This window comes from Robertmurraya korlensis NBRC 107688 (assembly GCF_001591645.1).
Classification (GTDB): Bacteria; Bacillota; Bacilli; order Bacillales; family Cytobacillaceae; genus Robertmurraya_A.
In genome coordinates this window covers 182,129-207,258 of the sequence record NZ_BCVH01000005.1, presented here as the reverse complement: position 1 = coordinate 207,258, position 25,130 = coordinate 182,129, and the positions used below count along the sequence as shown (strand labels likewise).

Annotated in this window: 32 protein-coding genes; 8 read left to right on the top strand and 24 right to left on the bottom strand. The window is 39.2% G+C overall.

Annotation, left to right across the window (positions count from 1 at the left end; all coding sequences use genetic code 11):
• Positions 1-165: 165 nt before the first annotated feature.
• The gene (locus BKO01S_RS25010; RefSeq protein ID WP_269748513.1) at positions 166-300 is read right to left on the bottom strand and encodes a hypothetical protein; all 135 of its coding nucleotides are present in this window, start codon (positions 298-300) and stop codon (positions 166-168) included.
• A gap of 141 nt (positions 301-441) precedes the next feature.
• Between BKO01S_RS25010 and BKO01S_RS09990 the strand changes: the two genes are divergently transcribed.
• The 3 genes from BKO01S_RS09990 (at position 442) to BKO01S_RS09980 (ending at position 1,841) form a co-directional block, all read left to right on the top strand.
• Positions 442-636, top strand: coding sequence for a hypothetical protein (locus tag BKO01S_RS09990; RefSeq protein WP_439951039.1), 195 nt, complete (start codon positions 442-444; stop codon positions 634-636).
• 202 nt (positions 637-838) lie between these two features.
• Positions 839-1,102 (top strand): spore coat protein, encoded by a 264-nt coding sequence (locus BKO01S_RS09985; protein ID WP_066052776.1) that lies wholly within the window; start codon positions 839-841, stop codon positions 1,100-1,102.
• 52 nt (positions 1,103-1,154) lie between these two features.
• Positions 1,155-1,841: a DUF421 domain-containing protein gene (locus tag BKO01S_RS09980; protein WP_066052639.1), complete on the top strand. Its 687-nt coding sequence runs from the start codon at positions 1,155-1,157 to the stop codon at positions 1,839-1,841.
• Between the two features lie 28 nt (positions 1,842-1,869).
• Here the strand turns inward: BKO01S_RS09980 and BKO01S_RS09975 are convergent, their stop codons facing one another.
• The 9 genes from BKO01S_RS09975 to BKO01S_RS09935 form a co-directional block, all read right to left on the bottom strand.
• Positions 1,870-2,175, bottom strand: coding sequence for an antibiotic biosynthesis monooxygenase family protein (locus BKO01S_RS09975; protein WP_066052634.1), 306 nt, complete (start codon positions 2,173-2,175; stop codon positions 1,870-1,872).
• Positions 2,176-2,227: 52 nt separating this feature from the next.
• Entirely contained in the window at positions 2,228-3,187 is a 960-nt protein-coding gene (locus tag BKO01S_RS09970; RefSeq protein WP_066052631.1) for a siderophore ABC transporter substrate-binding protein, read from the bottom strand.
• A 17-nt stretch (positions 3,188-3,204) separates the two neighbouring features.
• Positions 3,205-3,966 (bottom strand): iron ABC transporter ATP-binding protein, encoded by a 762-nt coding sequence (locus BKO01S_RS09965; protein WP_066052628.1) that lies wholly within the window; start codon positions 3,964-3,966, stop codon positions 3,205-3,207.
• Entirely contained in the window at positions 3,963-4,913 is a 951-nt protein-coding gene (locus BKO01S_RS09960; RefSeq protein WP_066052625.1) for an iron chelate uptake ABC transporter family permease subunit, read from the bottom strand. Before BKO01S_RS09960 ends, BKO01S_RS09965 begins: the two co-directional genes overlap by 4 nt.
• A complete protein-coding gene (locus tag BKO01S_RS09955) occupies positions 4,906-5,856 on the bottom strand; it encodes an ABC transporter permease (protein ID WP_066052621.1) in 951 nt (316 codons plus the stop codon). Before BKO01S_RS09955 ends, BKO01S_RS09960 begins: the two co-directional genes overlap by 8 nt.
• Positions 5,857-6,106: 250 nt before the next feature.
• Complete coding sequence (locus BKO01S_RS09950) at positions 6,107-6,613, bottom strand: YfiT family bacillithiol transferase (RefSeq protein ID WP_066052618.1); 507 nt, start codon at positions 6,611-6,613, stop codon at positions 6,107-6,109.
• A 35-nt stretch (positions 6,614-6,648) separates the two neighbouring features.
• On the bottom strand, positions 6,649-6,831 hold the full coding sequence (locus tag BKO01S_RS09945; RefSeq protein WP_066052615.1) for a DUF3934 family protein: 183 nt from the start codon (positions 6,829-6,831) through the stop codon (positions 6,649-6,651).
• A gap of 98 nt (positions 6,832-6,929) precedes the next feature.
• On the bottom strand, positions 6,930-7,736 hold the full coding sequence (locus BKO01S_RS09940; protein WP_066052612.1) for a nucleotidyltransferase domain-containing protein: 807 nt from the start codon (positions 7,734-7,736) through the stop codon (positions 6,930-6,932).
• Between the two features lie 114 nt (positions 7,737-7,850).
• A complete protein-coding gene (locus tag BKO01S_RS09935; RefSeq protein ID WP_066052609.1) occupies positions 7,851-9,857 on the bottom strand; it encodes a methyl-accepting chemotaxis protein in 2,007 nt (668 codons plus the stop codon).
• Between the two features lie 251 nt (positions 9,858-10,108).
• Here BKO01S_RS09935 and BKO01S_RS09930 point away from each other — a divergent pair, with 251 nt between their 5' ends.
• Complete coding sequence (locus BKO01S_RS09930) at positions 10,109-10,726, top strand: LysE/ArgO family amino acid transporter (protein WP_066052606.1); 618 nt, start codon at positions 10,109-10,111, stop codon at positions 10,724-10,726.
• A 51-nt stretch (positions 10,727-10,777) separates the two neighbouring features.
• Here BKO01S_RS09930 and queF read toward each other — a convergent pair whose 3' ends face one another.
• The gene (queF, locus tag BKO01S_RS09925) at positions 10,778-11,275 is read right to left on the bottom strand and encodes a preQ(1) synthase (RefSeq protein ID WP_066052603.1); all 498 of its coding nucleotides are present in this window, start codon (positions 11,273-11,275) and stop codon (positions 10,778-10,780) included.
• A 319-nt stretch (positions 11,276-11,594) separates the two neighbouring features.
• Here queF and BKO01S_RS09920 point away from each other — a divergent pair, with 319 nt between their 5' ends.
• A complete protein-coding gene (locus BKO01S_RS09920) occupies positions 11,595-11,951 on the top strand; it encodes a YckD family protein (protein ID WP_066052600.1) in 357 nt (118 codons plus the stop codon).
• A gap of 59 nt (positions 11,952-12,010) precedes the next feature.
• Here BKO01S_RS09920 and BKO01S_RS09915 read toward each other — a convergent pair whose 3' ends face one another.
• The gene (locus BKO01S_RS09915) at positions 12,011-12,994 is read right to left on the bottom strand and encodes a Gfo/Idh/MocA family protein (RefSeq protein WP_066052597.1); all 984 of its coding nucleotides are present in this window, start codon (positions 12,992-12,994) and stop codon (positions 12,011-12,013) included.
• 144 nt (positions 12,995-13,138) lie between these two features.
• On the opposite strand from BKO01S_RS09915, the gene BKO01S_RS09910 reads away from it, so the two are divergent.
• Together BKO01S_RS09910 and BKO01S_RS09905 are read left to right on the top strand one after the other, a co-directional pair.
• On the top strand, positions 13,139-13,711 hold the full coding sequence (locus BKO01S_RS09910; RefSeq protein WP_066052594.1) for a TetR/AcrR family transcriptional regulator: 573 nt from the start codon (positions 13,139-13,141) through the stop codon (positions 13,709-13,711).
• 79 nt (positions 13,712-13,790) lie between these two features.
• Positions 13,791-14,720: an SDR family NAD(P)-dependent oxidoreductase gene (locus tag BKO01S_RS09905; RefSeq protein WP_232311208.1), complete on the top strand. Its 930-nt coding sequence runs from the start codon at positions 13,791-13,793 to the stop codon at positions 14,718-14,720.
• 46 nt (positions 14,721-14,766) lie between these two features.
• Here the strand turns inward: BKO01S_RS09905 and BKO01S_RS09900 are convergent, their stop codons facing one another.
• The 11 genes from BKO01S_RS09900 to safA form a co-directional block, all read right to left on the bottom strand.
• Entirely contained in the window at positions 14,767-14,967 is a 201-nt protein-coding gene (locus tag BKO01S_RS09900; protein WP_066052591.1) for a cold-shock protein, read from the bottom strand.
• 227 nt (positions 14,968-15,194) lie between these two features.
• The gene (locus BKO01S_RS09895; protein ID WP_066052770.1) at positions 15,195-15,557 is read right to left on the bottom strand and encodes a DUF1284 domain-containing protein; all 363 of its coding nucleotides are present in this window, start codon (positions 15,555-15,557) and stop codon (positions 15,195-15,197) included.
• A 110-nt stretch (positions 15,558-15,667) separates the two neighbouring features.
• The gene (locus BKO01S_RS09890; RefSeq protein WP_066052588.1) at positions 15,668-16,999 is read right to left on the bottom strand and encodes a polysaccharide biosynthesis protein; all 1,332 of its coding nucleotides are present in this window, start codon (positions 16,997-16,999) and stop codon (positions 15,668-15,670) included.
• Between the two features lie 434 nt (positions 17,000-17,433).
• A complete protein-coding gene (gene abc-f, locus BKO01S_RS09885; RefSeq protein ID WP_066052585.1) occupies positions 17,434-19,317 on the bottom strand; it encodes a ribosomal protection-like ABC-F family protein in 1,884 nt (627 codons plus the stop codon).
• 148 nt (positions 19,318-19,465) lie between these two features.
• Entirely contained in the window at positions 19,466-19,591 is a 126-nt protein-coding gene (locus BKO01S_RS25115; RefSeq protein WP_306663969.1) for an RAxF-45 family protein, read from the bottom strand.
• A 79-nt stretch (positions 19,592-19,670) separates the two neighbouring features.
• A complete protein-coding gene (locus BKO01S_RS09880; protein WP_066052582.1) occupies positions 19,671-20,303 on the bottom strand; it encodes a response regulator transcription factor in 633 nt (210 codons plus the stop codon).
• Positions 20,296-21,333: a sensor histidine kinase gene (locus BKO01S_RS09875; RefSeq protein WP_066052579.1), complete on the bottom strand. Its 1,038-nt coding sequence runs from the start codon at positions 21,331-21,333 to the stop codon at positions 20,296-20,298. The genes BKO01S_RS09880 and BKO01S_RS09875 overlap by 8 nt, the downstream gene beginning before the upstream one ends.
• Positions 21,330-22,067 carry a cell wall-active antibiotics response protein LiaF gene (liaF, locus tag BKO01S_RS09870; protein ID WP_066052576.1) on the bottom strand — a complete coding sequence of 246 codons (738 nt, stop codon included), beginning with the start codon at positions 22,065-22,067 and terminating at the stop codon, positions 21,330-21,332. The genes BKO01S_RS09875 and liaF overlap by 4 nt, the downstream gene beginning before the upstream one ends.
• 85 nt (positions 22,068-22,152) lie before the next feature.
• Positions 22,153-22,791 carry a PspA/IM30 family protein gene (locus BKO01S_RS09865; protein WP_066052572.1) on the bottom strand — a complete coding sequence of 213 codons (639 nt, stop codon included), beginning with the start codon at positions 22,789-22,791 and terminating at the stop codon, positions 22,153-22,155.
• A 24-nt stretch (positions 22,792-22,815) separates the two neighbouring features.
• Entirely contained in the window at positions 22,816-23,160 is a 345-nt protein-coding gene (locus tag BKO01S_RS09860; protein WP_066052569.1) for a lmo0954 family membrane protein, read from the bottom strand.
• Between the two features lie 187 nt (positions 23,161-23,347).
• Positions 23,348-23,962 carry a SafA/ExsA family spore coat assembly protein gene (gene safA / locus BKO01S_RS09855; RefSeq protein WP_066052565.1) on the bottom strand — a complete coding sequence of 205 codons (615 nt, stop codon included), beginning with the start codon at positions 23,960-23,962 and terminating at the stop codon, positions 23,348-23,350.
• 121 nt (positions 23,963-24,083) lie between these two features.
• Between safA and BKO01S_RS25005 the strand changes: the two genes are divergently transcribed.
• Positions 24,084-24,218, top strand: a complete 135-nt coding sequence (locus BKO01S_RS25005; protein WP_269748512.1) for a hypothetical protein — start codon at positions 24,084-24,086, stop codon at positions 24,216-24,218.
• 34 nt (positions 24,219-24,252) lie between these two features.
• On the opposite strand, the gene BKO01S_RS09850 is transcribed toward BKO01S_RS25005, so the two are convergent.
• Positions 24,253-25,065, bottom strand: a complete 813-nt coding sequence (locus BKO01S_RS09850) for an Fpg/Nei family DNA glycosylase (protein WP_066052562.1) — start codon at positions 25,063-25,065, stop codon at positions 24,253-24,255.
• Positions 25,066-25,130: the final 65 nt, after the last annotated feature.

The window sequence follows — 25,130 nt, the reverse complement described above, 5'->3', positions numbered from 1 at the left end:
CTATGGGTAAGCAAAGTTATGTTGAATATTCACCTGCGTCAAACCCCATATCTATCGTATATGGGAAACATACGACCGGAAACTTTGTCCCTTCCAGAAAGCTACCATAAAACAAAAACCTAACTGGCCAAGTTGCATATTGGCCAGTTTATTATTTTTCTCCAGTCACTCACTATTCTCTGTCACTCTTCCTCCATATTCATGGGGCTTTGGAGCTCCTTTTAAATGTTTCGTTCCTTTTGTTTCAACATCGGCCTCATATGAGTTTGTTTTTAGTTGTTTTTCGGATCTATCGTTCAAATCACTCACCTCCCTTTTTACCTTTCCCAAACGAGAACGGATAAAGCTACAAAACTTTCTCCAATAATAACCAGACACTCAAATTCTATTTATGGACATATTACCTTTGTGCACTAAAAGGAGGTGTCTATTTTGAAAACAATAACACTTGGCGTACACGAAACACTTGAACTACATGAGCTAATGGCATTTAAAAGTCTTTGCTTAACTAAATCTTCAACGATGAGTGGAATGGTAGAGGATAATGAGCTTAAAAATCTATTGACACAGGACGTTACTCAAACGAAAAATCATATTCAGACATTGCAACAATTTGTACCACGAAAGGGGCAATAAATACATGGAACAGTCAGGACAAACTAGTTATAGCTCTTCACAACGCGTTGATCCAACGGTTTTAAATACATCTGACGTAAACCAAGCTGGAATGAAAAGTGGTATGGCTGGTACAAACCAGTCTGGAATGAGTAATGATATGCCGACTTCCAACCAATCTGGAATGGGTCATACGACAACTGGCTCAAACCAAGCTGGTCAAATGAGCGCCATGACAGAACAAGTCATTGCTGCTGATTTATTAATGTCAGCTAAATCAGCCATTAAAAATTATGCCATTGCTATTTCTGAATGTGCTACACCAGAACTACGTCAAGCTTTGACGGAACAACTAAATGATACGATTCGTTCTCATGAGCAGATTACCAACTATATGATTAACAAAGGGTACTATCATCCGGTAGATGTGTTAGAACAACTTCGCCTTGACCAGCAGGCAGCTCAAACAGCTTTAAATCTACAATAAGTTTTCTGCCTTGAAGGGTCCCTTCAAGGCTAAGTAAATTGGAGGAATGATTATGAGTTTCACCGAAGCCACAATCCGTACGATTGCAACTTTCTTAACATTATTTATAATGTGTCGTATCTTAGGGAAAAAGCTTATTGCTCAAATGACCTTCTTTGATTATATTGCAGGTATTACCATTGGCTCACTTGGCGCTTCCTTTGTTTTTAGTCAAGCCATCCCTAACCCAATCGGGATGTACGGCATTGTTTTATTTGGTATCTTAGTTTTAATTACAGATGTTTTATCCATAAAAGTGTATAGAACACGTAAGATTTTTAATGGGGAACCGTTACTTATTATTAAAAATGGAAAAATTCTCGAAGAAGGGATGGAAAAAGCACGTTTAACGATGGATGATCTTTTATTTCTCTTACGAAAGAAAAATATTTTCTACTTAGATGAGGTTGACTTTGCCTTTTTGGAGACCGATGGTACGATTTCTGCACAAAAAAAGGGATCCCAGCAGTACACGAAAAATGTCGATTTAAAAATCACTCCCTCTTCCCGTGGAATTCCGCAAACATTTATTATTGACGGTAAAGTCATGAGGGGCAGTCTCCAAGCAGCTGGAAAGGATGAAAACTGGATCAAAAATACCCTTCAATATAGTGGAATTAATAATGTAATGGATGTAGCGATTGCTCAGGTTGACGAGAAGGGCACTGTGTTTATAGACCAGAGGGCCGATAAGCATTAAAAAAGACACCAACTAGTTGGCGTCTTCTTTATATTTGTGCTTCATATACATCCTGACTTATTTCTACTATATACTCTGGCTTCGGTTTCCCAGCATTGGCTTTATGCCCTGCAATATGTTCAGGATGCTTTTCCCAGCTTTTCCAATCTGTTTCTGATTCCCAACGAATCATGACAATGACTTCTTCGTTCCCGCGACGGCTTTTCTTCAATAGTACTTGCTTGTCAATAAATCCTGGCTGCTCTGCCATCAACCCGCCTTGCTGTGAGAAGCGTTCAATCACCTTTGGAGAGTGTCCTTCTTCCACAACGATTTTCTTCATTTGATAAAACATGTAGATAACCTCCTATTGGTAAAAAAGCCGGAACAAAGTCCGGCTATCCCATTTAGTTAAGTGCTGCTTTCACTTCTTCTACCATTGATTTTGTTGATTCAACACCGTTTCCAGCGATGTACCAGTTTACAGCGTCTAGGTAAATAATTTTACCGTTTTTATAAGCATTGGTTTTCTTCACTAACTCATTTTCAATCGTTTCTTTTGCACCAACTTCTCCGCCAACTGCAGCAGAACGGTCGATCACGAAAATAACATCTGGATTTTTCTCAAGAATGTATTCAAATGTGATGCTTTGACCATGTTGAGATACTTCTAGGTTTTCGTCAACGGCTTTGAATCCAAATGCATCATGAACGAATCCATAACGTGAACCAGGTCCGTAGGCACTTACCTTGCCTTCATTTGCTAATAAAATCAGAGCTTTGCTTTCAGAAGCTGTAGCTTCCTTGTTAAGCTCGTCAATGCTTGCTGTTAACTCTTCCATTTTTGAATCAAGCACATCTTCTTTTTCAAAGATTTCTGCTAAAAGTTCAAAATTCTTTTCTAGAGAAGACATATAGTTAGCATAATCTACATCAATGAAAACAGTTGGGGCAATCTCAGCAAATTGATCATATAATTCCGCTTGTCTACCAGAGATAAAGATAACATCTGGTTCTAGGTGATGAATCGCTTCAAAATCAGGCTCTTTTAAGCTTCCTACGTTTGTATAATCTGAGCTAGCATACTTCTCTAAGCTCTTTGGAACGGTTGCTTGTGGAACACCTACTATGTCTACACCAAATGCATCTAATGTATCAAGTACTCCAAAATCAAATACGACTACCTTCTTAGGGCTCTTTTCTAGCGTTACTTCACCATATTGATGACTAATGGTTACTTCCTTTGACTCTTCTTCTGTTTTTTCTCCTTCTGTGCTAGCTGTTGTGCTCGCTTCTTCTTTGCCTCCACATGCTGCTAGTAAAAATAGCATCGTGACAATAATTGAAAATAAACCTAACTTCTTCATGTTTTCTATCCCCTTTTTTATGAATTAAAGTAAACGCAGATTCTGCAGTTGTTCATTTCTTGAATGGGAATATCCATATCATAAATTTCCTTCAAAGCAGTTGATTGGATAATCTCATTTGTTGGTCCATCCTTTACGACCTTTCCATCCTTTAGAGCAACGATACGGTCGGAATACACTGAAGCAAAATTAATATCATGAAGAACAATTACCACCGTTTTTCCAAGCTCATCCACCAGACGGCGTAAAATTTTCATAATCTGCACAGAATGCTTCATATCCAGATTATTTAACGGCTCATCCAGTAAGATATACTCTGTGTCTTGAGCAATAACCATTGCGATAAAAGCGCGCTGCTTTTGCCCTCCTGACAATTCATCTAAGTACCTGTCTTCCATGTCCTTCAACGCCATATATTCGATTGCTTGATCAACCATTTTCTCATCCTCAGCCGTTAAGCGACCCTTTGAGTAAGGGAAGCGACCGAATGAAACCAGCTCACGAATCGTTAAACGGACATTCATATAATTGGATTGCTTTAAGATGGATACAATTTTTGAAAAGTCATTTGACTTCATCTTTTTTATATTCGATTGATCAATCAGTACCTCACCTGTATCTGCATCCAAAAGACGACTGACCATTGATAACAGAGTTGACTTTCCTGCTCCATTCGGGCCGATAAAAGAAGTAATCTTCCCTCTTTGAATCGAGACAGTTACATCTTCTACGACTTTCTTTTTTCCATAAAACTTCGAAAGTGCTTGAACTTGGATCAAGATGATCGACTCTCCTTTAGCAGTAAATAAATGAAGTACACGCCACCGATGAAGTTAATGATAACGCTTAGTGTAGTTGAGAATGTAAAGATTCTTTCAACGATCCATTGTCCTCCTACGAGGGCGATAATACTTATTAGACCAGCACCAATGATCAGTATATTGTGTTTATAGGTTCCAAATAATTGATACGATAGGTTGGCTACAATTAATCCAAAAAACGTAATCGGTCCTACAAGTGCTGTTGAAACGGAAATAAACACCGCAACAAGTATAAGCATTTTCTTCACTAATGAATCATAATTGACACCTAGATTTACAGCGTTATCCCTGCCAAGTGACAGAACATCTAGATAGGCAGTGAAGCGCCATGCATAGATGATTAACAAACCTACAATCCCAATCGCAATCCATAAAATATCGGTATTGATATTATTAAAACTTGCAAACATTCGATCTTGTACAATCTGGAATTCATTCGGATCAATTAATACCTGTAAGAATGTCGAGATGCTCGAGAAAAACGTTCCTACAATAATTCCAATTAATAACAAAAAGTAGATTGGTTGATTTCCTTTTTGAAAAAGAAATCGGTAGAGTAATAGAGCAAAAACAATCATTGCGACAACTGAAATACCGAAATTGATTTGCTTGTTTGTTACGATTACATGGGTTGAACCCAAAAAGAAAATAATGACCGTTTGTAAAAGCATATAAAGGGAATCTAATCCCATAATACTTGGAGTTAAAATTCGGTTATGGGTAATGGTTTGAAATACAACCGTGGAATAGGCAATCGCTACCCCAGTCAATATCATCGCAGCTACCTTAAACCCTCTTCTCGGAAGTGCATAATCATAGCTCCCATTTAAATCATGAAATAAATATAGAGCACAGACCACTATTGCAGCTAAAATCAATAAAATATTCTTGGTTGAATTACGCATACGCCTTCCTCCGGAACAACAAGAATAGGAAGATACCACTACCGATCACACCGACCATTAATGAGATAGAAATCTCATATGGGTAAATAATGACTCGGCCAAGAATATCTGTTATTAGAAGAAAGATTGCTCCTAACAATGCCGTATGTGGCAAGGTCTTTTGCAAATGGTCCCCTTTAAAAATAGATATAATATTAGGAATAATTAAACCTAAAAAAGGAATGACACCAACGGTAAGAACCACCGTCACTGTAATGAGAGCAACTAATACCAACCCTATATTCACCACTCGTTTATAGGCAAGACCCAGGTTTTTTGAAAAATCCTCTCCCATACCGGCAACTGTGAATCGATTAGCATATAGATAGGCAACTATTAACACCGGAATACTTATGTATAACAGCTCGTAACGGCCTTTCATAATCATTGAAAAATCTCCCTGTAGCCAAGCTGACATGTTCTGGATCACATCTGCACGATACGCAAAAAACGTTGATACCGAGGATAAAATATTACCGAACATGAGTCCAACCAGCGGGATAAATATAGCATCCTTGAACTTAATTCTGTCTAGGATTTGCATAAAAAGAAAAGTTCCTGCTAATGCGAAGGCAAATGCAATCCCCATCTTTTGTAACATCGTTGCATTCGCAAAAAATAGCATCGATACGAGAATTCCTAGCCTTGTCGCATCTAATGTTCCAGCGGTTGTCGGAGACACGAATTTGTTTCTACTTAGTTGCTGCATGATCAAACCAGCAATACTCATCCCTGCTCCTGCTAGTAAAATAGCAATTAACCTTGGAACACGGCTAATTAAAAAGATTTCAGTTTCTTCTGATTGAAAGTCAAGTAACATCTTTGGAGAAATGCTGCTTACCCCTACAAAAAGAGATAGAACTGAAAGAATAAGTAACGCGATTAGTAAATATCGTTTCTTCATCGGCTCTCCTCTTTATCAATTATCTAATAATGATAATCATTATCACAAAGTCTATAATATATTTATATCCAAATAGTGTCAACCTAGTTGAGAATGTTTTTCATAAAATCTTGGATACCTATTGCTAGTTACATAAGGTTTTTGGGATTTGTGAAAATTTTATGACAATAGAAGTTTCCCACTTAATTTATGTTGTAAATTAATCGTATCACCTATAAAGATAGAAAAAAGCTGTAGACCATTGTATGGTCTACAGCTTTGCATTAGTGATATGGGCAAGATGATGATTTCCGTGCCATGCGTACAAACCAATATTCTTTTCTAGTGAAACGACCCCAGACTCTGGATGGACGAAGGTTCTTTTCCGTTCGTCTTCATTTAGAGCCTTTAGAAGAACAATCAATCTTATATGTACAGACTCTATAAGCATCAAAGACACGTCTACAGGTAGCTTTGAATCTTCTAACTCAGCCCATCTAGCTTCTTCGTAAGGCTTAATAACTGGGCTATCTTCCGTTAATGCTAGCTTAAATCGGATATACGCATTCATATGGCTATCTGCGATATGATGGACAACCTGACGAATCGTCCAGCCTCCCTCACGGTAAGGTGTATCAAGCTGTTCATCAGTTAAGTCTGTAACAGCCTCTCTTAGCTTTTTAGGCAAGCTTGCAATCTCCTCAATCCAGTGATTCATTAACGTTCTATCTATGTCTCCCTCTAACTGAAACGTACCAATCGGATATCTTGCATCCATCTTTACCCTCTCCCCATATCAATAGTATAGGACCTCTACTTTTCTGCTCGGTCTGCCGTCCCTTTCTCATCTCCTGAACCAGATCCATGCTTTACACCCTTGCTTTTATACGGTTTTGCATTTTTCGCTTTTTTTGCTCCAGCCTGCCAACGCGTCCAGCCTTTTTTCCCCGTACCTTTTCCTACTCCACTCTTGCTTTTTGCTTTTACTCTCGCCAATTCTAATCACTCCATTGCTATTCTATTTTCTATTATAGACTAGTTTTAACTTATCGGAGGATCATATGCTTTAAAATTACCCATTTCTAATACCTTAACTACTTCCAAGCCTCATCCAGCAGCTCTCTAAATAGCTCATTGAACAAATGTGTGGATGTACCTTTATCACCCTCATCCCATCCCTTAGTCCTTCTTTCCATATGTATGATTTCTTGATGTAGGTAGTCATTAAGGACCTTAATGGAGGGTTCTAACTTTAAAGGCTGATCCTCTGCTCTCATTTTTTTTCGATCAATTAGATCTTCAATGGCTTGCCGTACCGGTCCCGTGGGTACCAGTTTCTTTACAAGAACATCAAATTCAATTGGAGGAATCGAATGGTACGTTATAATCCACTTCGCCGCTAAAATAGGACGTAGAACCGTAAAGTATTTTTTATGATTTACCTCCTCTTCCATCAGGTACGAACGGAAATTTCTCTTAGCCATACTAACATAGTGGGAAAGACAGGTTACGGGTGAAAACACTTTATGTTCGAGGGCTAAAAGTTTTTCTGCTGTTCCATACTTTTCATGATAGACAATCCCGGAATGAAGCCACTCCATAAATGGCGGATTAGACTTTCGGTAAAGTCTCAACGCCTTAGTAAGCTCCCACCCACTCATGTCCAATAGTGGATGAACCGCCTTTGCAAGGGAGTCTTGACTAGGCACTTCAATGACGTCTCTTCCCTGGTCAATGGATAAATACCATTCTTTATTATGTACATACAGAAATCTCACATCAAAATCACTGTCCCTAGAAGGAAATCCCCAGGCACGACTTCCCGATTCACAAGCGTATAACACTTTAACATCATATTCTCGTTCAATTTGCTGAAGAACTTCTATTATGTGTTCCTTCATAAAATACCCCTCTTTAGTATTTTCTTACCTTTAATCATAATAGGCAGATGAAAGAAAACCAATACCAACCTCCATACGAAAAAACCGGTAGGATCTCGTCCTACCGGTCATGTATTATATTTTAAATCGCTTAATCATCTCAGCAAGCTTTGAACTTGCTTCGTTTAGTTCAATAGCAGACTGTGTTACTGAATCGAGCGCACGTACTTGCTCCTCTGTTGATTCACTGACCCTATCTGAGGCTACTGCTGAATGCTCCGCAACAGAAGCTATGCTTTGGATAGAAGCTACCACGTCATCCTTCAAATCATTGATATGGTCAACATCTGTTCGAATGGACCCAATCGAAGAGACGATTGCGTTAATGGTTTGTGAAATATCATTAAACGCTACTTCTGTTTGTCCTACTGCTTGGCTTTGTAGCTGTGAAATGGCTACTGTCTGTTCCATTTCCTTTACGACATGCTTTGTTTCTTTTTCAATACTGGAGATCGTTTGCTTTACTTGATGAGCTGCCTTCGCCGATTGCTCCGCAAGCTTTCTCACCTCATCAGCAACAACCGCAAACCCTTTACCACTTTCTCCTGCTCTAGCTGCTTCAATACTTGCATTCAAGGCTAGAAGATTCGTTTGATCGGAAATCTCCGTAATCGAGTGAATGACCTTTTCGATTTCCTTTACCTTTGAATCTAGATGATTGATCACTGTCCCAACATTCTTAATGACTTCGTCGCTCTCCATCGCACGTTGTCTTAAGAAGTTCATTTGCTCTAAGCCTTTTGCATTCGTGACTTCCGCTTGCTTGGACAATCCAGACATGTCTTCCACATTTTCTTTTACTTTTTCAATTTGTGTTGATAATCCGATTGCCCTTTGGTTCGCACCTTCTGCATCCTGTGCTTGCTGATATGCACCTGCTGCAATTTCTCCAGTTGCTCTTGCTACCTCTTCACTTGCAGCAATCGTTTCTTCCGATACGGCTGTTAAGCTAGAAGCGGAATCATTTACACTGTCAACTGACTTTTCTACAGAGGTAATAAGTTCACGCATGTTTTCAACCATGATGTTAAAATGGTCTGTTAATTGACCTGTTTCATCCTTTGATTTGCTCTCTACCTGGATCGTTAAATCTCCTGCTGCTACCTCTTGAACCTGCTTATTTAAAAGCATGATTGGTTTTGCGATACTCTTTGACAAGAAATAGGTAATGACTAGACCGATAACAATGGCAATTGCTGCGATAATCAGAATGGCATCCTGAAGACTTTTTGCACTTTCTAATATATTTTTTGTCTCAAACACCATACCGACCTTCCAGCCTGTTTGACCGAGGGTCTGGTAGTAGAGTTCGTAATCCGTTTTACCTTCTGTATAAGAAGTGGCACCTTTTTCTCCACTATTTACAGTAGAAAAGTAGGCCTTTTTACTAACATCTTTTCCTTGATCCTTTGGATGAACTAAGGCCATACCATTTTGGTCTAATAATAGTGAATATCCATCATATCCTACTTTAGTCTCTGTAATAATTCCTGAAAGCCCTGCTAGGCTGAGATCCATTCCAACAACCCCAAGAGTTTCCTTCGTTTCTGGATCAAGAACTGCCTGTGCTACAGTGACAACATATTCTCCAGAGCTCGCATCTTCATACGGATCCGTCCAAATGGTTTGTCCCGAAGATTGAACGGCAGCTGTGTACCAAGGTCTTCCCGTTGGATCATAATCTGGCGGTAGCTCGATAACAGGGGTAGTCGTAAATTGCTTTGTTTCTGCTCCAACATAGATAGTTGCAGCATTTTTATTCAGGTTCATAAATTCCTGAAAGTCTTTGTCAACAATCGGCCAATAGGTGTCTAAACCCGTTTGTTCGTTAGCCTTTACTTGTTTTAAGTAATCAATAATTCGACTATCTTTGCTATATCGGTCAACCGAACTTCCATAAAAATGTAAGTATAAATCAATATTGCTTTTTAAGCTATCTACTTGCGCACTTGAGCTCGAACTCACGCTAGAAAGCATCTCATCCTTCGTTTTAAAAAACGTAACAGTCGAAACAATTAGTAACGTAACTGCTAGAAGGATACTGACCGTCAGCATGATTTTCGTTTGAATTTTCTTGAACATACCCTCACCCCAACGATGTTTTTCTTTTATATCGTCAGGTTTTAAAATAAATGAAGAATTTTGTCGAATTTTTTTAAAGAATCAGCTTTATTAGAGAATAATCTTAATTTCTTATTAAATAACAAGATAGGTTCAAAAGAAGCCTTTATGAGGCTATTGTTTTTATAATTTTTGATAAGCATTTAAGGCCATCATGTAGCTGTGGAAGTGTACAATGGAGCTTAGAGTATGTAAAGAAAGGAGAACGTTGGATGATGGAACCATTTATTCATGGGTTTATTCTTGCAATTGGATTAATTCTGCCACTGGGTGTCCAAAATGTTTTTATTTTTAACCAAGGGGCACTACACCCAAGATATATCAATGTTTTACCCGTGGTTATAACAGCTTCCCTTTGCGATACCTTGTTAATTACAATTGCTGTTTTAGGTGTTTCCTTACTGATTTTAAGTTCATTTTGGATGAAAATCATTTTAATCACAGGCGGGGCTATTTTTTTAGTGTATATGGGATGGAACACATGGAATAGTAAACCAAATAGTCTAAGAAATTCTGATGTAAATAAATTTTCTTTAAAGAAACAAGTATTGTTTGCCGCATCTGTCTCTTTATTAAATCCACATGCCATCATGGACACGGTGGGGGTCATTGGTACAAGTTCATTACAATATCAGGGAGAAGAAAGAATAATATTTACTGTTACTTGTATTATAGTTTCATGGATTTGGTTTATTGGGCTTTCACTGGTAGGTAGAATCATAGGAAAAATTGATAAGTCTGGAAACTTTTTATTGATTCTTAATAAAATATCTGCCTTAATTATGTGGGCAGCTGCCGTTTATCTAGTTTTTTCTTTTATTAATATGTAACAGAGCAAAAAATAAAAAGCAGAGATTTTCTCTCTGCTTCCATGTTCATCATTAGCGATTATCAATCGTCTCTGGATTTAAGTCATGGTTCATTAAGCGATAATGTGCCATCTCTTCATATTTTGTACCAGGCTTGCCATAATTGGTGTACGGATCAATCGAAATTCCACCTCTAGGAGTAAACTTTCCCCATACCTCAATATAGCGAGGATCCATTAACTCAATTAAATCGTTCATAATAATGTTCATGCAATCCTCATGAAAGTCTCCATGATTTCTAAAGCTGAACAAGTATAGTTTTAGAGACTTGCTCTCTACCATTTTCTGATCAGGAATATAGCTAATATATATCGTTGCGAAGTCCGGCTGACCTGTTTTTGGACAAAGACTTGTAAATTCAGGGCAGTTAAATTTCACAAAATAATCGCGATTTGGGTGCTTGTTATCAAATGCCTCAAGAATAGCAGGAGAATACTCGAATAAATACTTTGTCCCCTGATTTCCTAATAAGGTCACGCCTTCTAATTCTTCATCTTTTCTTCCACTCATAAAAAGAACCTCCTTTTAATATGAACCGTGTTCAACAACGAAAAGAGGCATAGAAAACATAACTTTGATTCAAAAAATAAAACCATATCCTCATTGGATATGGTTGATAGTTTCATCAAAGCCATAGTTTTTTATAGAGGGTTGTGTTCGCTATGAACCTCTCCCGACACACGGGAATATGAATATGTCACAGTTACTATAGTGAATTTCTCTGAAAGTGTCAACGGTTTTTTATTCCACTTGCCAGGAATGACTCATGCATATTTCAAGCGTATTTAGGAAAAATTAACCTTCGTGTTGAGTAAAGGAGGGATGTATGATGAGAAAATTTGTTGGAGTCTTGGCTGCTTGTTTGCTTTCCATGTCTATCTTTGGCGTCACCTCTTCATTTGCAGAAGTGGAAAAGCCACAGGATGCGAAGAACACCGAAGAGGTAAAACTAACGGATGCTCAAAAGGCAGAGCTTGCAAAGCTACATAAAAGTATTTTGGAACAGAAGAAACAACTGATTCAAAAGTATGTAGAATTCGGCGTCATCCCAAAAGAACAAGCCGACAAAATGATTCAGCGTTTTGAGGAGCATTACAAAATGCTTGAAGAGAACGGCTTTATTTTTAAAGGACGCCACGGCGGATCCGACCGCGGACCACACGAGCACCACAAAAGTGAAGAGTAACAATGAAAAACGGACCAGCTCATAAACATGAAATGGCCCGTTTTTTTAATTCACAGTTTCTAATGATCCGCAGGGAACCTCACGCCAATTTGCTTGCGCACTTCATCCATAATTTCCATCGTTACCAAAGAATTTTCGTATGTATTAATGTTCGATTCGGTTTCACCTTTTTCAATAAGCTCGATGAATTCCTTTGCTTCATAATACATCGAGTCGACTTTTTGCGGTACTGATAGGTCGACTTTTTCTCCGTTTCGGTATTCGAGGACCACCTTTTCTGGGGTGTTCATTTTATCGATAACCAGATTTCCATCTTCCCCTTGAATTTCAGAAGGGATCGAAGAGTTTGTTATCTTAGAGTACATTAACACAGCATCCATATCTTTATAAGTTAAGAGAATACTTCCTTCTCCATCCACTCCCGATTCAAGAAGGACACCAGATGCTTTAACAGATAATGGCTTACCAAACATAGCCACAACTGGATAAATGCAATACACACCAATATCCATGAGTGCCCCATTTGAAAAAGTAGGGTCAAATGCATTTAAAACGGTTCCGCTTCGATACGCATCATAACGAGATGAATACTGACAATAGCTTGCGAACACACGGCGTACTTGACCAATTTTTCCGAGATTCTCTTTAATAACTGCAAAGTTTGGAACAAACGTAGATTTTAATGCTTCCATTAATAGAACCTTGTTTTCCTTTGCCACATGAACCATTTGCTCCAATTCAGCTTTGTTGGAGGCAATCGCTTTTTCACAAAGAACATGCTTCCCATGCTTTAAAAAGAGAATCGCTTGCTCTGCATGCAAAGAGTTCGGACTTGCAATATACACGGCATCAATCTGTTCACTTTTTGCCATTTCCTCTAGACTTGTAAATAAATGAGAAGCCTGAAATTTGTCGCCGAATTCCTTTGCCTTCTCTTCTGTTCGTGAATAAACAGAGGTTAGTTGAAAATTGGGTAATTCATTTGCCGCCTGTAAAAATGATTCGGTAATCCAGTTTGTTCCCACTACACCAAAGCGTATCATTCTCTACTCTCCTTATGCCAATAGTATGCTACCATTATCTTCCCTCCACACATTTTTTTCAACCTTCATGATTATTACTTGCCAACATTAGGAAATGGAGGTATTATTTAATTGACCAGTGTTCAATTAATGAGGTGAAACCTTTTGTCTCCTAGAAAATCGGCACAAGAAGAACTAACAAAAACCGCCATCATCAACGTGGCTCGTGAGTTATTTGTAACGAGTGGCTATCCCTCCTTTTCTATGAGGAAGCTTGCAAAAGAGCTCGGCTGTAGCCACGGAGCCATTTACTATCATTTTAAAAATAAAGCTGAATTATTTTATGAGATTGTCACTCAGGATTTTCTTACACTTGATTGTGTACTTGAGGAAGTGCTTGGCACTCAAACAAACTCAAATGAGGAAAAGCTTTATCTGATTCTTTTTGAGTACATTCGTTTTGGGTTAACCAATCAACCTCAATATGAAGTGATGTTTCTTATTAAGGATGAAGAGATTAAGGGCTATTTGCTTGAGGCTCCTAATAATAGCTATTTACACTTTGCTAATGCGGTTGCTAGTCTTGCAGCAAAGCCTCTCACACCGAAGGATATATGGTCCTTATTTATTGGGATCCATGGGTTTGTCACCCATTATTGCCGGACTGAGACCAGTTTTGAAGATGTTAAGCAACTAGCGAAATCGCATGTGGAGTTTCTATTAAAAGCAATAAAATAATAAAAATGAGGGGCAGCAAGCCTTTTATTTTTACTAGTTATTGAACAGTGGTCAATTAATAATATGGGGAGAGATTATTATGAAAAAAGCATTAGTGCTTGGTGCAACTGGTGGTATGGGGTTTGCTTTAGTAGAAGAACTGGTTAGTAGAGGAATAGAAACGACTGCCTTTGCACGTTCCTCTGAAAAACTAGTTGCTTACAAACAGGAATGGGGGCATTTAGCAAAGACATTGGTTGGCGATGTAATGAATGAACAAAGCTTAAGCGAGGCAGTCAAAAGTGTTGATCTCGTTTTCCACTCTATCAATATACCCTATGAAAAGTGGAATCCAGCATTATTTCGTATTCTTGAAGCCATACTTATTCAGTGTAAAAGCCACAAAAAACCGATCATTTACGTGGATAATATTTATTCGTACGGCAGGCAATCAAATCCTGTTTCTGAAGATACTCCTAGAGATCCTCACACGAAAAAAGGAAACATTCGCTTACAGCTACAAAATCAAATTCAAACATCTACTGTTCCCTACATCATTGCCCACTTCCCAGATTTCTATGGACCAAAAGCTGAAAGCACCATCCTTCAATATACCTTTAAGCAAATGCTAAAAAAACAATCTGCTGGCTTTGTTGGCCACACGAAGCTTCCACGTGAATTTATTTACACGAAGGACGGAGCAAAAGCACTTGTCGAGCTTGCGTTGAGAGAGGACTGTTACAATCAGAGCTGGAATATTTCTGGTGCGGGGACGATATCTGGAGAAGAAATTGCTGCAATCGCCTCTCGTTTTCTTGATAAACCATTGAAGGTAAAGCCGATCGGACGACGGATGATTGCAGCTCTTGGTCTATTTAATCCTTCGATGAGAGAAGTTACTGAGATGATGTATTTAAATGAGACACCCGTTATCCTTGATAGTTCAAAATACGAAGCGCTAATTGGACCTCTGCCAAGAACACCCTATCATGTAGGTGTTGTCGAAAACTTAAAAGAGTTAGCCAAATAATAGAAACAAAAAAAGACTCCGGTAAGAGTCTTTTTTTAAGCTTAAATTAAGCTTTGTTTACGTTAGCAGCTTGTGCTCCACGTTGTCCTTGTTCTACGTCAAAAGTAACTTCTTGACCTTCTTCTAGAGTCTTGAAGCCTTCACCTTGGATAGCTGAGAAGTGAACGAATACATCGTCTCCACCTTCGCGCTCGATGAATCCAAAACCTTTTTCTGCGTTAAACCATTTTACTTTACCTTTTTCCATTGTGAGTTACCTCCTAGTGCCTTGACACTTGTAATACTATCCTTGCTCTCATTGATATAAAGAAGTGATTTCTTACATACCGAACAAAAATAATTCTCTTACATCTTACCATCATTAGCTAGTTTTAGCAAACGCATTCAACCTATATTTTTCGAGTACTTTTGACAGGATTAAACAAATTAAAGCAATGCTCTACTTTTTTCTACTATAACTTTAGTAGAAATGATTTATTTTTTTCGGAGCTCTTCTATTCCTTCTTTGCAAACCCCATATGGTAGCCAAGAGCACCCTTTACATAAATGATCCAAATCATCTGGAGTAACTCTGGCAGCTGTTAAGGCTACTAGCATTGACTTCAAGTAAGACTCCTCTTTCTCTAGTCCTAAGTGTGCTAATACTCTTTCATCCATAGACAAAACATGCTCATTTGAACCCTCACTAGCTTCACATTTTGTGTTGCCACGATGAGGACAAGCCATACAAGCATCATCAAAGGCAGCTACTGTTTTTATCATAAAGTCATCATTTTCATTTCTTACTCTAGCTACAATCTCCGTCATTCTTTCAACAAATGCTTGGCTATACCCCATTCCTCTAAAGCCGTGAACACAGAGGAGATGATGTCCTCTTAACACCTTTTCTTCTTCCACTTTTTCTCCCTCCTCTCACTCCCTAATTCTAGCAAGAAAAGCGGAATCCTTTAAAGGTTTTCTTTCGCTAGTTTTTTTAAAGAGAAATGAGAGATACCAATCTTTTTACAGATAGTTACGTAGTGCATGAGCGTTAGTAGCACGGCTCCTGCATTCAACCCAATCAGAACCCCATCCATTTGAAATTCGTGGAGAGAGCCCAGGAAATACATCATGGTAAATTGGATAATCGATGACCAAACGGTATGGTAAAAGGCATCCTTCATAAGACCGAGACCAATCAAGTAAGCCTGCATCGGAATAACAAAGAAATGAAGCAAAAAGTACGGCCAGAGGACCTGCAAGTATCCTGCAGCTACGGACGATTTAAAAAACATACTGGTTAGAGGCTCAGCGAAAAAGTAGCAAACAACCATAGCCGGAATTCCGTATAGTGCCGTCCCTTTTAATACCTGCTGAAGCAGTCTCTGAAGCCGGTCAAAGTCTTTATTAGCATATGCTTTTGATACGGTTGGAATAAGCATAATTAGCAAAGAGTGACCGATAAAGGCTGGGAAAAATCCGATGGTCATCGCTACCCCAGTGAGCATTCCAAATTGTTCCGTCGCCACCTGCTCACTCACCCCTGCATGAACTAGAGCAATTTTAATAATAAACGGTTGAATCGCATGGGTTAAAGAATGAAAAATCCGAAGTCCAGTAGTTGGAATTGAAACGGCCATCAGGCTCTTTCTTACCTCTTGATTAGGAAGAGCCTCTGACGGTCTTCTTTTTAGCTCATGATATTGAATAAAGAACGTATGGATTAAATAGAGGACGATAACAAACTCGCTCCCTACAAATGTACAAAAGGCAATAAGTATCGCCGTATCTGTCTGAAATTCAAACAACTGGAATAGGAACACCAGCAAACCAAGCTGAACAAGCTTTCGAACAAGCTGCGTAGAAGCAATCTTACTCATTTGCTGTTTTCCCATGAAATACCCTCGCGCGATGGAAGAGAAAGAAATCATTGGAATCAATAGAATAACAAGCCAGCGAAGCAGTGGATGATACACATCAAAGGATGATATAAACGGGAGAATAATAGTGACAGCAGCAAGCAAAACAGAAGTGAAAATAATTGTTAGCTTAATCACATGCTGAAGCATACTTCTGTGGTAACGAGCATCCCTTTCAGCAATAAACTTCGATATGGATACGGGCATCTCAAAGCTTGCAAGCATAACAATAAGAAAGATGGTCGGCAAAATTTGCATATAAAGGCCCAGTCCATGCTCTCCTAACTCCTTTGCAAGCACCATATTCGCAATAAACTCTACACATTCACCCATAAAGGTGGCAACAACCAACAATAACGTTCCTTTCATAAATGCACTCATGCTGTCTCTCCTTACATTTAATAGCTTTCACCTTACACTATATGAGACAAGTTCCCAGAATATTTTATGAAATTCATTCTGCGCTCAAAATCAGGGAAATAAGAGCAAGCAATCGCTTGGATTAGAGGGATTTGGACAGGTGTTGAGGGAATTTGTCCTTGGGTGTCCGAATACATGGGTTATTCGGACAGGGATAGAAAGAAATTTCTTTGGTAGTATAAACCCACGGGTTACTCGCTTAAAGTGTTTAATTGCAAATAATAATATGTCAGTCTAATTGCTACGTGTGTCCTATCGAGTGCCAATTAAACTAAAAATCCTTTGTTTAAAAGAAAAATAGCGTGAGTCAATTCTCACGCTATTTTATGAGTCATTTTATACTTACGCACCCGAAAACGGAACCCTTTTCACTTGGATGACCTGCAATCCCCTTCTTATGCTAACTCTTCTAGCTGGGAATATAGTTCTTCCACATGGCTTTCAAGAGCTTCTTTTTCACTGTAAAGCTCTTGAATAATAGAGAGCTCCTGCTCCAACTGAAGCTGTTCGTTTAATTCTTTTAAATGGGCTTCCACTTTTTCTATATTGCTCTCAATTTCTTCTATCGACACCGTACTAACCTTTTTAACAGTGTCTGTCACCCTCGTTTTTTTTGAGGGGCCTGGTGGTAATTCCTTTTTTTGAGGCTGCATTTCCAACAGTTTCTCTCTCGCCCATTGGTAGCCTCCTGCAAAATGATGAAGTCTTTTGTCTTTAATCCAATAAATTCGGTCAAAGAGCTTATCTAAAAAGTAACGATCATGCGATACAGCCAGAATCGTTCCATTGAATTCCTCCAAAGCTTCCTCAAGAACTTCACGTGATTCAATGTCTAAGTGATTTGTCGGCTCATCGAGTATTAGAAAATTCAAGTCCTGATACATCATTTGTGCTAGACGAAGTCGCATTTTCTCCCCGCCGCTCAGCTGGGATACCTTGCGAAACACACTGTGCCCATAGAACAAAAAGCGAGCGAGAATATGTCTTGCTTCCCCTTCTGTTACCTTGATTTCTTCTCGAAATAATTCAATCACCGTTTCGTCCTTTTTATCGGGAAAAATATGCTGGGAAAGATAGCCGACCTTTACATTACTTCCAAGTTTTAATTCCCCACTATCTACCTGTTCTTGGCCGAGGAGCATTTTAATAAGGGTCGATTTTCCCGTCCCATTTTCACCAACCATTGCCACCCTTTCGCGAAATTGAATGTGGAGATTGGCATCCTGAAATAGTACTTGCTCTCCAAAGGATTTATTTACCCCCTTCATGACAACAACATCCTTGCCACTTCTATCAGCCACCTCCATCTCTAAATTCATCTTTTTGCGATTTAGTACAGGTCGATCCAATTTCTCCATTCTCTCAAGCGCTCGTTCCATATTGCGCGCTCGCTTATGAAGTCCCTCATTCGGTGGATTTGCTCGATTGGCCCACTCACGTAATCTTTTAATGGCTTCTTTCATTTTCTTAATCTTCTTTTGTTGTTCTTCATAAGCCTGAAATTCCTTTAAGAGACGCTCCTCCTTCTCTTTTACAAAGGCAGAGTAATTCCCTATATACGAAGTAATTTCTCCATCCTCTAAATCAAGTATTTTTGTCACCACTTCATCAAGAAAGTATCGGTCGTGAGACACAATCACCACCGTACCGCGATACTCTTTTAAAAACTGTCCTAGCCACTCGACTGACATAAGATCTAGATGATTTGTTGGTTCATCTAGCAACAAGAGATCCGGTTGCTTTAAGAGGAGTTGAGCTAATCCGATTTTCGTTTTCTCTCCACCACTTAAAGACTGAAACGATTTATCTAAGAGAGCTTGAATAGAAAGACCATTGGAGATACGATCAATATTTGCATCCATTTCGTATCCACCTAGCAATGTGTATTGATCCTGTAACTGTCCATATTTTTCCACGCATCTATCAAGACCCTCTGGAGAAACATTAGGATTTGCCATCTGTAATTCTAGCTCTTTCATTTGCTTCTCCATCTCTATTAACGATGAGAAGGCAGTTTTTAACACATCCAAGGCTGTGGTGTCACTCTGAAAAATAGGTATCTGTTTTAAATAACCAATGGTCGTTCCTTTTCTCCGATGAATTTGACCACTATCAGGAATTTCCTCCCCAGCTAATAGCTTAAAAAGAGTCGTTTTCCCACTGCCGTTACGACCAACGAGTCCAACCCGATCTCCTTCATGAATTTCTATAGATAAGTTTTCAAAAATGGTGTTTCCACCAAACATTTTGCTAATAGAATTTACGCTTAAAGTAATCATATATAAACCTCCGGAGTTTGTTTGTAAGTTTTTTACACAAAAAAAACCATGGGAAAAATCCCATGGCACGAAAAATGTGTACGAAAAAAAGAGAGCATGAAGCCCTCTTTTATCCGTTCATATTTGTGGATAAGAGATGTTTCACTGTTTAGTTTGCTATGGAATTGCTAAAAAAGGGCAGACTTCTCCCGTTGTTCGCAAAACCAGCAAAAATTGCACGGACGATATACGTATAGTCCATCCAGAATCCGCGCATCAAAACAGCATTTTTCATCTCTTTCCACCTCCGTTTCAGTTTAGTTACTTTTATGATATTCAATCCGAAGCTGAAAAGCAAGAAATTTATGTAAAATCTACTTTACCAGCTCATGTTTGAACGCGTAAATAACGGCTTGCGTTCGATCTTGTACTTGAAGCTTGCTTAAAATATTACTAACATGGGTTTTTACGGTCTTTAGAGCAATAAACAAGTCGTCCGCAATATCTTGATTGCTTTTTCCCTCAGCCATTAACAAGAGGATTTCCATTTCCCGAGAAGTAAGCTCCTCATGGGGGGCAACATCATTTTTCTGACGCATTTTCAACATCATTTTCCCAGTCACCTCAGGTTCAAGGACCGATTGACCGTGATAGGTTGCACGGACAGCGTTAGCTATTTCACTCGCTTTTGAGGTCTTTAACATGTAGCTCGTTGCTCCCGCTTCTAGTGCCGGATATACTTTTTCATCGTCTAAAAAGCTCGTCACAATGATGATTTTTGCATCGGGCCACTTCGCAATGATTTGACGTGTTGCTTCAATGCCATCCATTTCCTTCATTACTAAATCCATTAATACGATATCTGGCCTTAACTCCAGTACCATTGGAATCGCTGTTTTCCCATTATCCGCTTCACCTACAACCTCAATATCTGGCTGTGCAGATAGGTACGAGGAAACTCCAATCCTTACCATCTCATGGTCATCCACAAACACGACTCTAATCACTGCTCTCACCCTTCCTCATCAACGGAACCTTTACTTCTAGACGGGTACCTTTATTTTTCACACTAATAATTTTACACGTTCCACCTATTTCGACTGCACGTTCATGCATATTTTGAAGTCCATACGAACCAGCTTTTGATTCTTCCACATCAAATCCAATCCCATCATCTACTACCCTCATAATGATAAAATTGTCTCGTTGTATGAGCAAAACCTCCAGCTCCTTCGCCTTTGAATGACGAAGAATGTTCGATACAGATTCCTGAAGGATTCGAAAGAGATGGTCCTCTACCCCTTTATCCAGAGGAAACTCCTCTACCTTCCATCCTATTTCCATCGTTACTTTTTGTGATAGTTCGACTAACAACTCTTCGATTCCTTCTTGTAGGGTTTTTCCTTTTAACGGCACTGGACGTAAATGAAGAAGAAGCGCTCTCATTTCCAATTGAGACTGGTGAATCATTTCTTCTACCATCTTCATCTGCTTTGCTTCTCGATCTTCACTCTCAACCTGCTTCGTTTCATTGATTGCAGACATCATCATCGAAGCTGCAAAGAGCTGCTGGCTTACCGAGTCATGGAGCTCTCTGGCTAACCGATTGCGTTCTTGAGAGATGATTTCTTGAATCCGATTTTCCTGATCCTCTGCTTTTTCATTCGCAAGCTTCTGAGAAGCCTTTGCTTGGTCAGCAATTTGCTTTTGGATTTTCCGAACTCTTTGGAGGATCGGTTCATAGGAGATGCCGTTCTCCCTCTGACTAGCGCGTCCTTCCTCTACTTCATGAAGAAGATCATCAATTGTTTGCATCTGCTTACTCCAATAGAACCCAGACCCCAAACCAAACAAAATTCCAATCGCAATACTTACGCTTGGAAGAAAGAAGATGAATGGGATATCCATTAAATCAACTTCCCAGAGTTCAGACCAATTGTAGACTGGAAAAGCCATGAAAAAAGAGATGGATAAAAAGATGAAGACTAATAGAGAAAGCGTAATGCCCCACACGATTTGGCGTTGTACGATACTCATACTCGCTTCACCTCGAGGTCACCCACCAGCATCGAAGTGAATACCTTCACCTTCTGATCCGCTTTCTCATACTCGCTCGTTTGCACATGTTGTCTCTGATTGAACAGCTTATCTCCTGTTACATTCAATATATTACTAGAGCCAGCCAGAACACTGTGATTCACGCAAACCTCAACATCGTAAGGAACTTGAATCTGGATATTCCCGACTAATCCTCGTACAAATATAATCGTCTCACCTTTTGGTAAAACGGTATAGCTTAGGTCGATGATCGTGTCACCGATTCCTGTCTGTATATTAATATCATTCCATTCATACACATGGTCTTTCGTTCTCTGTTCACCGAAAATAGTATTTTCAAATAAGGGCGTTTTCTTCACAATGGCTTCAGTCTGTGGAGTACTTGTTTCTCCCTCCACTACCTCAGGCTGAATTTTTTCTGGGGAACGCTTGGACTTGGCAAATTGAATGATTAAATAGCCCAGTATTCCAAACAAAAAGACTTTAATCGTCATCATATTAAATACGCTTAAAATAAAGAAGATCGTTCCTGCCCAAAATAAGAACTTGCCTGATGTTTTTGGCTGGCGCTTCCTCCCGATGTAGATCATTCCTGATGCAACAAGGAGGGAGAAGATCAGTCCACGATTAAAGAAAGTGACTTCAAGTAATAACACTACAATTCCAAACATAACTGCCCAGCTGAGAAGATCACTCTTCTTTTTTCCTACCATGTTGATTCCTCCTCTCCTGTATATACCTATAGAAGGCGTAAACGCTACGCCTTCTAAGCTCTATCTTTTACAATACCAGTTTTTTTTATAAAGTAGTAGTTTCTTTCATTTCTTTTTCTAGTTTGGCGATGCGAGCATCAATGGTGTTTCTGTAGTAGGAGGTATTTACTTTCTCCTCGATACGATCAAGGTACGACTCTATTTCTTGAAAGCGCGAACCGGATTGGTTTGCGTAGTTGTCACTGTCTAGCACTTTATTCATTTGATGGTGGGCACGAGATAGATTTTCTCTTCCCATTAACTCCATGCGACGTATATGCATGTCTTTTAGCTTGTGCTTCATTTCCTCGTATTTTTGCTCAAGCTCCTGTAATTGATTTTCCGTGTAACGAAGGGATTCACTTAATCGTGTGGCTCTCTCTTCGTATTGAAGCTGCTCCGCACTGGCAAATGTATAAAGATCTGTTTCACCTGCATTTTGTGCTACTTCCGCTTGATATTTTCTTTTTTCAGCCAGTTCCTGTGCTTGCTTCCACTCGCGAGTAAAACCATCACGTAAATTATATTGTCTTTCAACAAGCTTTCTCACTTTTTCTGTTTCTAGCTCACATTCACGTAAATACTGGTTTAGCATCACAATCGGATTTTTGTTTTCCTTTTGTTCTAGTACTTCATTTAGATCGGCTACAATCGTGTTTTTTAATCGAGTAAATAAGTTTGACATTAAATATCTCTCCTCTTTTTAGAATTAATTATTTTTTAGTTCAGACCATTGCTTTTCAAAGTTTTGAAAAGGGTCATTTGAAACTTTTTCCATTACTTTTGTTTCATTAAATTTTTTGTAAACACCATAGAGAATATATGCAGCTACAATCCCAACAAGCGCTGGTGCGTTAGAGATAGACGCCATCAGGAGAATGAATCCTAGGATTCCTAACCCGATCTTCATCCCCATCGAATCTGTCTTTAAAAACTGCTTAAACACAAAGTACAGAATCGCCATGCTGACTACTAACCCTACCATTGGACCAAGATTTGCTAATAAAACTAACGCTGCAATGCCTCCTATTAAAAGCAACCCGAATTTTTTCATTTGTTGTTGCCTCCCTTCTTGATATCATCTTACCTAGATTTCAAACTTCTCATAACGAGCTTAAGCTTGATTTTCATATAAGACTTGAGGCTTAGAGAGGAGTAGGACTGGTGGTAAATCGAGGATGATAGTGCATACGAATAGGAAAACCAAATAAAAAAGCCGGAGTAAAAACCTCCGACTTTTCCTACTTCGATATAAACATTTGTGTCCAGTAATGCTGCTTTGACCCGCCTTGAGCATAGCCGACTCCGATGTGCGTATATCCAGAGCTCAGGATGTTTTTGCGGTGACCTTCACTGTTCATCCATGCAGTCACTACCTCTTGCGGTGTGCGTTGACCCGCTGCAATATTTTCTCCTGCACTACGGTACGAAATGCCGAAGTTTTTCATCATTTCAAATGGCGATCCGTATGTAGGGCTTGTATGCGAAAAATAGTTCCGGTCTCTCATATCAGCTGATTTGTAACGTGCCACTCTTGCCAGTTCCCAGTCCGCAACTAGCGGTTTTAACCCATACTTTGCACGCTCTTGATTGGTCAGTTGTACCACTTGGTTTTCAATGGACTTGGTTGCATCAAAGTTTGGAATGTTTACCTTTTGACCCGGATAGATTAGAGCTGGATTTTTGAATTGCGGGTTCATTTGAATAATTTCAGACAATCCCACTTGATAACGAACAGCAATTTTCCATAAGCTATCTCCCGGTTGGACCGTATACACTTGTTGTGCGAACGAGTTTATCGGGATAACCACCAATGACAGTAATAAAACAATTCCCAAGAATAGCTTTTTAAGCATATTTTCCACCTCCTAACAATAATAGAATTCATCTTCCTCCTCTAAAAAAATCAAGGAGAATGTTTCCAAATTGGAAAAGATTCATTGCCCCCTTCATATAGTGTGTAAAGGAGGGATTTCCATGGGTTTGATGTGGGTAACAACCGTTGGATTTGTTATTTGCTTAGGAATTGTAGGTGGTGTATTTATCTATTATCTTAGAAAAGCTCTTGATTCAGAGGATGCACATCGAATTGATCCCGCTCCAAAAGAATAGAAGCAAGTGGCTCGAGTCTGATCGGGCCACTTTTTTACTTCCTTTGACATTTTGGACAATAAAAGCATTTTCTCGAGGAAACCTCTTCAAAACAAATCGTTCCCTCGCATCTTCCGCACAATTCCCCTTCCCGATCATAAACAAAACAATGGTCATTATAGCCTCCTGTAAAGGTATCTCCTTTATACAATGGCTGATCCATATAGCCTCCAAATCCAAGTGCTCTTTGTAGGACCGACTGAATCGCCTCATAAAGATCCTTTTGCATTTCCTCATCCAGTGTATCTGCTTGCTTGGTTGGCATGAGTCGAGCTCCGTAACAAATCTCATCAGAGTAGCAATTTCCTATTCCCGCAATAAATTGTTGGTCAAGAAGAGTGGTTTTAAGCCGCCCTCTTTTTCCTCCGATTAAATCCTGCCAAGCTGCATAAGGTAAATGTCCATTCAACGGTTCAGGACCTAGGTCAGAGAGCTCCTTTTCCAGCTCTGTTTCTGATAAAAGATGCAAATATCCTAGCCGTAAACCAATAAAATATAACTCCATTTCTCCAAAGGAAAGAATCACCTGTTTGGTTCGGTTCGGCTGGTCATTTTCACTTCCGATATATATCCACCCACCAAGCATTAAATGGAGCAACAGATTGTCTCCCGTACTTAGCTTAAAAATTAAGTGCTTTGCTCTTCTATGAATGGCTTGAATTTTTGCTCCTTTCACTTTATTGATAAAAGTTCCGCTCTCCATATTGATGGATTTCTCACGGTTAATGGCCACATTTGAAATTTCTTTCCCTGACAATCGCTCACTTAACAACTTCCGATACGTCTCCATTTCTGGTAGTTCAGGCATGATGGTCCCCCCTTTGTTTTGTTTCTTTTAGTATGTACAAAACCACATGTACGTCTTTAAAATTT

Coding starts and splice junctions, on each gene's coding strand:
- BKO01S_RS09985 (WP_066052776.1), top strand. CDS start 839: ATGAGCGCCATGACAGAACAAGTCATTGCTGCTGATTTATTAATGTCA.
- BKO01S_RS09980 (WP_066052639.1), top strand. CDS start 1,155: ATGAGTTTCACCGAAGCCACAATCCGTACGATTGCAACTTTCTTAACA.
- BKO01S_RS09975 (WP_066052634.1), bottom strand. CDS start 2,175: ATGTTTTATCAAATGAAGAAAATCGTTGTGGAAGAAGGACACTCTCCA.
- BKO01S_RS09970 (WP_066052631.1), bottom strand. CDS start 3,187: ATGAAGAAGTTAGGTTTATTTTCAATTATTGTCACGATGCTATTTTTA.
- BKO01S_RS09960 (WP_066052625.1), bottom strand. CDS start 4,913: ATGCGTAATTCAACCAAGAATATTTTATTGATTTTAGCTGCAATAGTG.
- BKO01S_RS09955 (WP_066052621.1), bottom strand. CDS start 5,856: ATGAAGAAACGATATTTACTAATCGCGTTACTTATTCTTTCAGTTCTA.
- BKO01S_RS09950 (WP_066052618.1), bottom strand. CDS start 6,613: ATGGATGCAAGATATCCGATTGGTACGTTTCAGTTAGAGGGAGACATA.
- BKO01S_RS09940 (WP_066052612.1), bottom strand. CDS start 7,736: ATGAAGGAACACATAATAGAAGTTCTTCAGCAAATTGAACGAGAATAT.
- BKO01S_RS09935 (WP_066052609.1), bottom strand. CDS start 9,857: ATGTTCAAGAAAATTCAAACGAAAATCATGCTGACGGTCAGTATCCTT.
- BKO01S_RS09930 (WP_066052606.1), top strand. CDS start 10,109: ATGATGGAACCATTTATTCATGGGTTTATTCTTGCAATTGGATTAATT.
- queF (WP_066052603.1), bottom strand. CDS start 11,275: ATGAGTGGAAGAAAAGATGAAGAATTAGAAGGCGTGACCTTATTAGGA.
- BKO01S_RS09920 (WP_066052600.1), top strand. CDS start 11,595: ATGAGAAAATTTGTTGGAGTCTTGGCTGCTTGTTTGCTTTCCATGTCT.
- BKO01S_RS09915 (WP_066052597.1), bottom strand. CDS start 12,994: ATGATACGCTTTGGTGTAGTGGGAACAAACTGGATTACCGAATCATTT.
- BKO01S_RS09905 (WP_232311208.1), top strand. CDS start 13,791: ATGAAAAAAGCATTAGTGCTTGGTGCAACTGGTGGTATGGGGTTTGCT.
- BKO01S_RS09900 (WP_066052591.1), bottom strand. CDS start 14,967: ATGGAAAAAGGTAAAGTAAAATGGTTTAACGCAGAAAAAGGTTTTGGA.
- BKO01S_RS09895 (WP_066052770.1), bottom strand. CDS start 15,557: ATGGGGTATAGCCAAGCATTTGTTGAAAGAATGACGGAGATTGTAGCT.
- BKO01S_RS09890 (WP_066052588.1), bottom strand. CDS start 16,999: ATGAGTGCATTTATGAAAGGAACGTTATTGTTGGTTGTTGCCACCTTT.
- abc-f (WP_066052585.1), bottom strand. CDS start 19,317: ATGATTACTTTAAGCGTAAATTCTATTAGCAAAATGTTTGGTGGAAAC.
- BKO01S_RS25115 (WP_306663969.1), bottom strand. CDS start 19,591: ATGAAAAATGCTGTTTTGATGCGCGGATTCTGGATGGACTATACGTAT.
- BKO01S_RS09875 (WP_066052579.1), bottom strand. CDS start 21,333: ATGAGTATCGTACAACGCCAAATCGTGTGGGGCATTACGCTTTCTCTA.
- liaF (WP_066052576.1), bottom strand. CDS start 22,067: ATGGTAGGAAAAAAGAAGAGTGATCTTCTCAGCTGGGCAGTTATGTTT.
- BKO01S_RS09865 (WP_066052572.1), bottom strand. CDS start 22,791: ATGTCAAACTTATTTACTCGATTAAAAAACACGATTGTAGCCGATCTA.
- BKO01S_RS09860 (WP_066052569.1), bottom strand. CDS start 23,160: ATGAAAAAATTCGGGTTGCTTTTAATAGGAGGCATTGCAGCGTTAGTT.
- safA (WP_066052565.1), bottom strand. CDS start 23,962: ATGCTTAAAAAGCTATTCTTGGGAATTGTTTTATTACTGTCATTGGTG.
- BKO01S_RS25005 (WP_269748512.1), top strand. CDS start 24,084: ATGGGTTTGATGTGGGTAACAACCGTTGGATTTGTTATTTGCTTAGGA.
- BKO01S_RS09850 (WP_066052562.1), bottom strand. CDS start 25,065: ATGCCTGAACTACCAGAAATGGAGACGTATCGGAAGTTGTTAAGTGAG.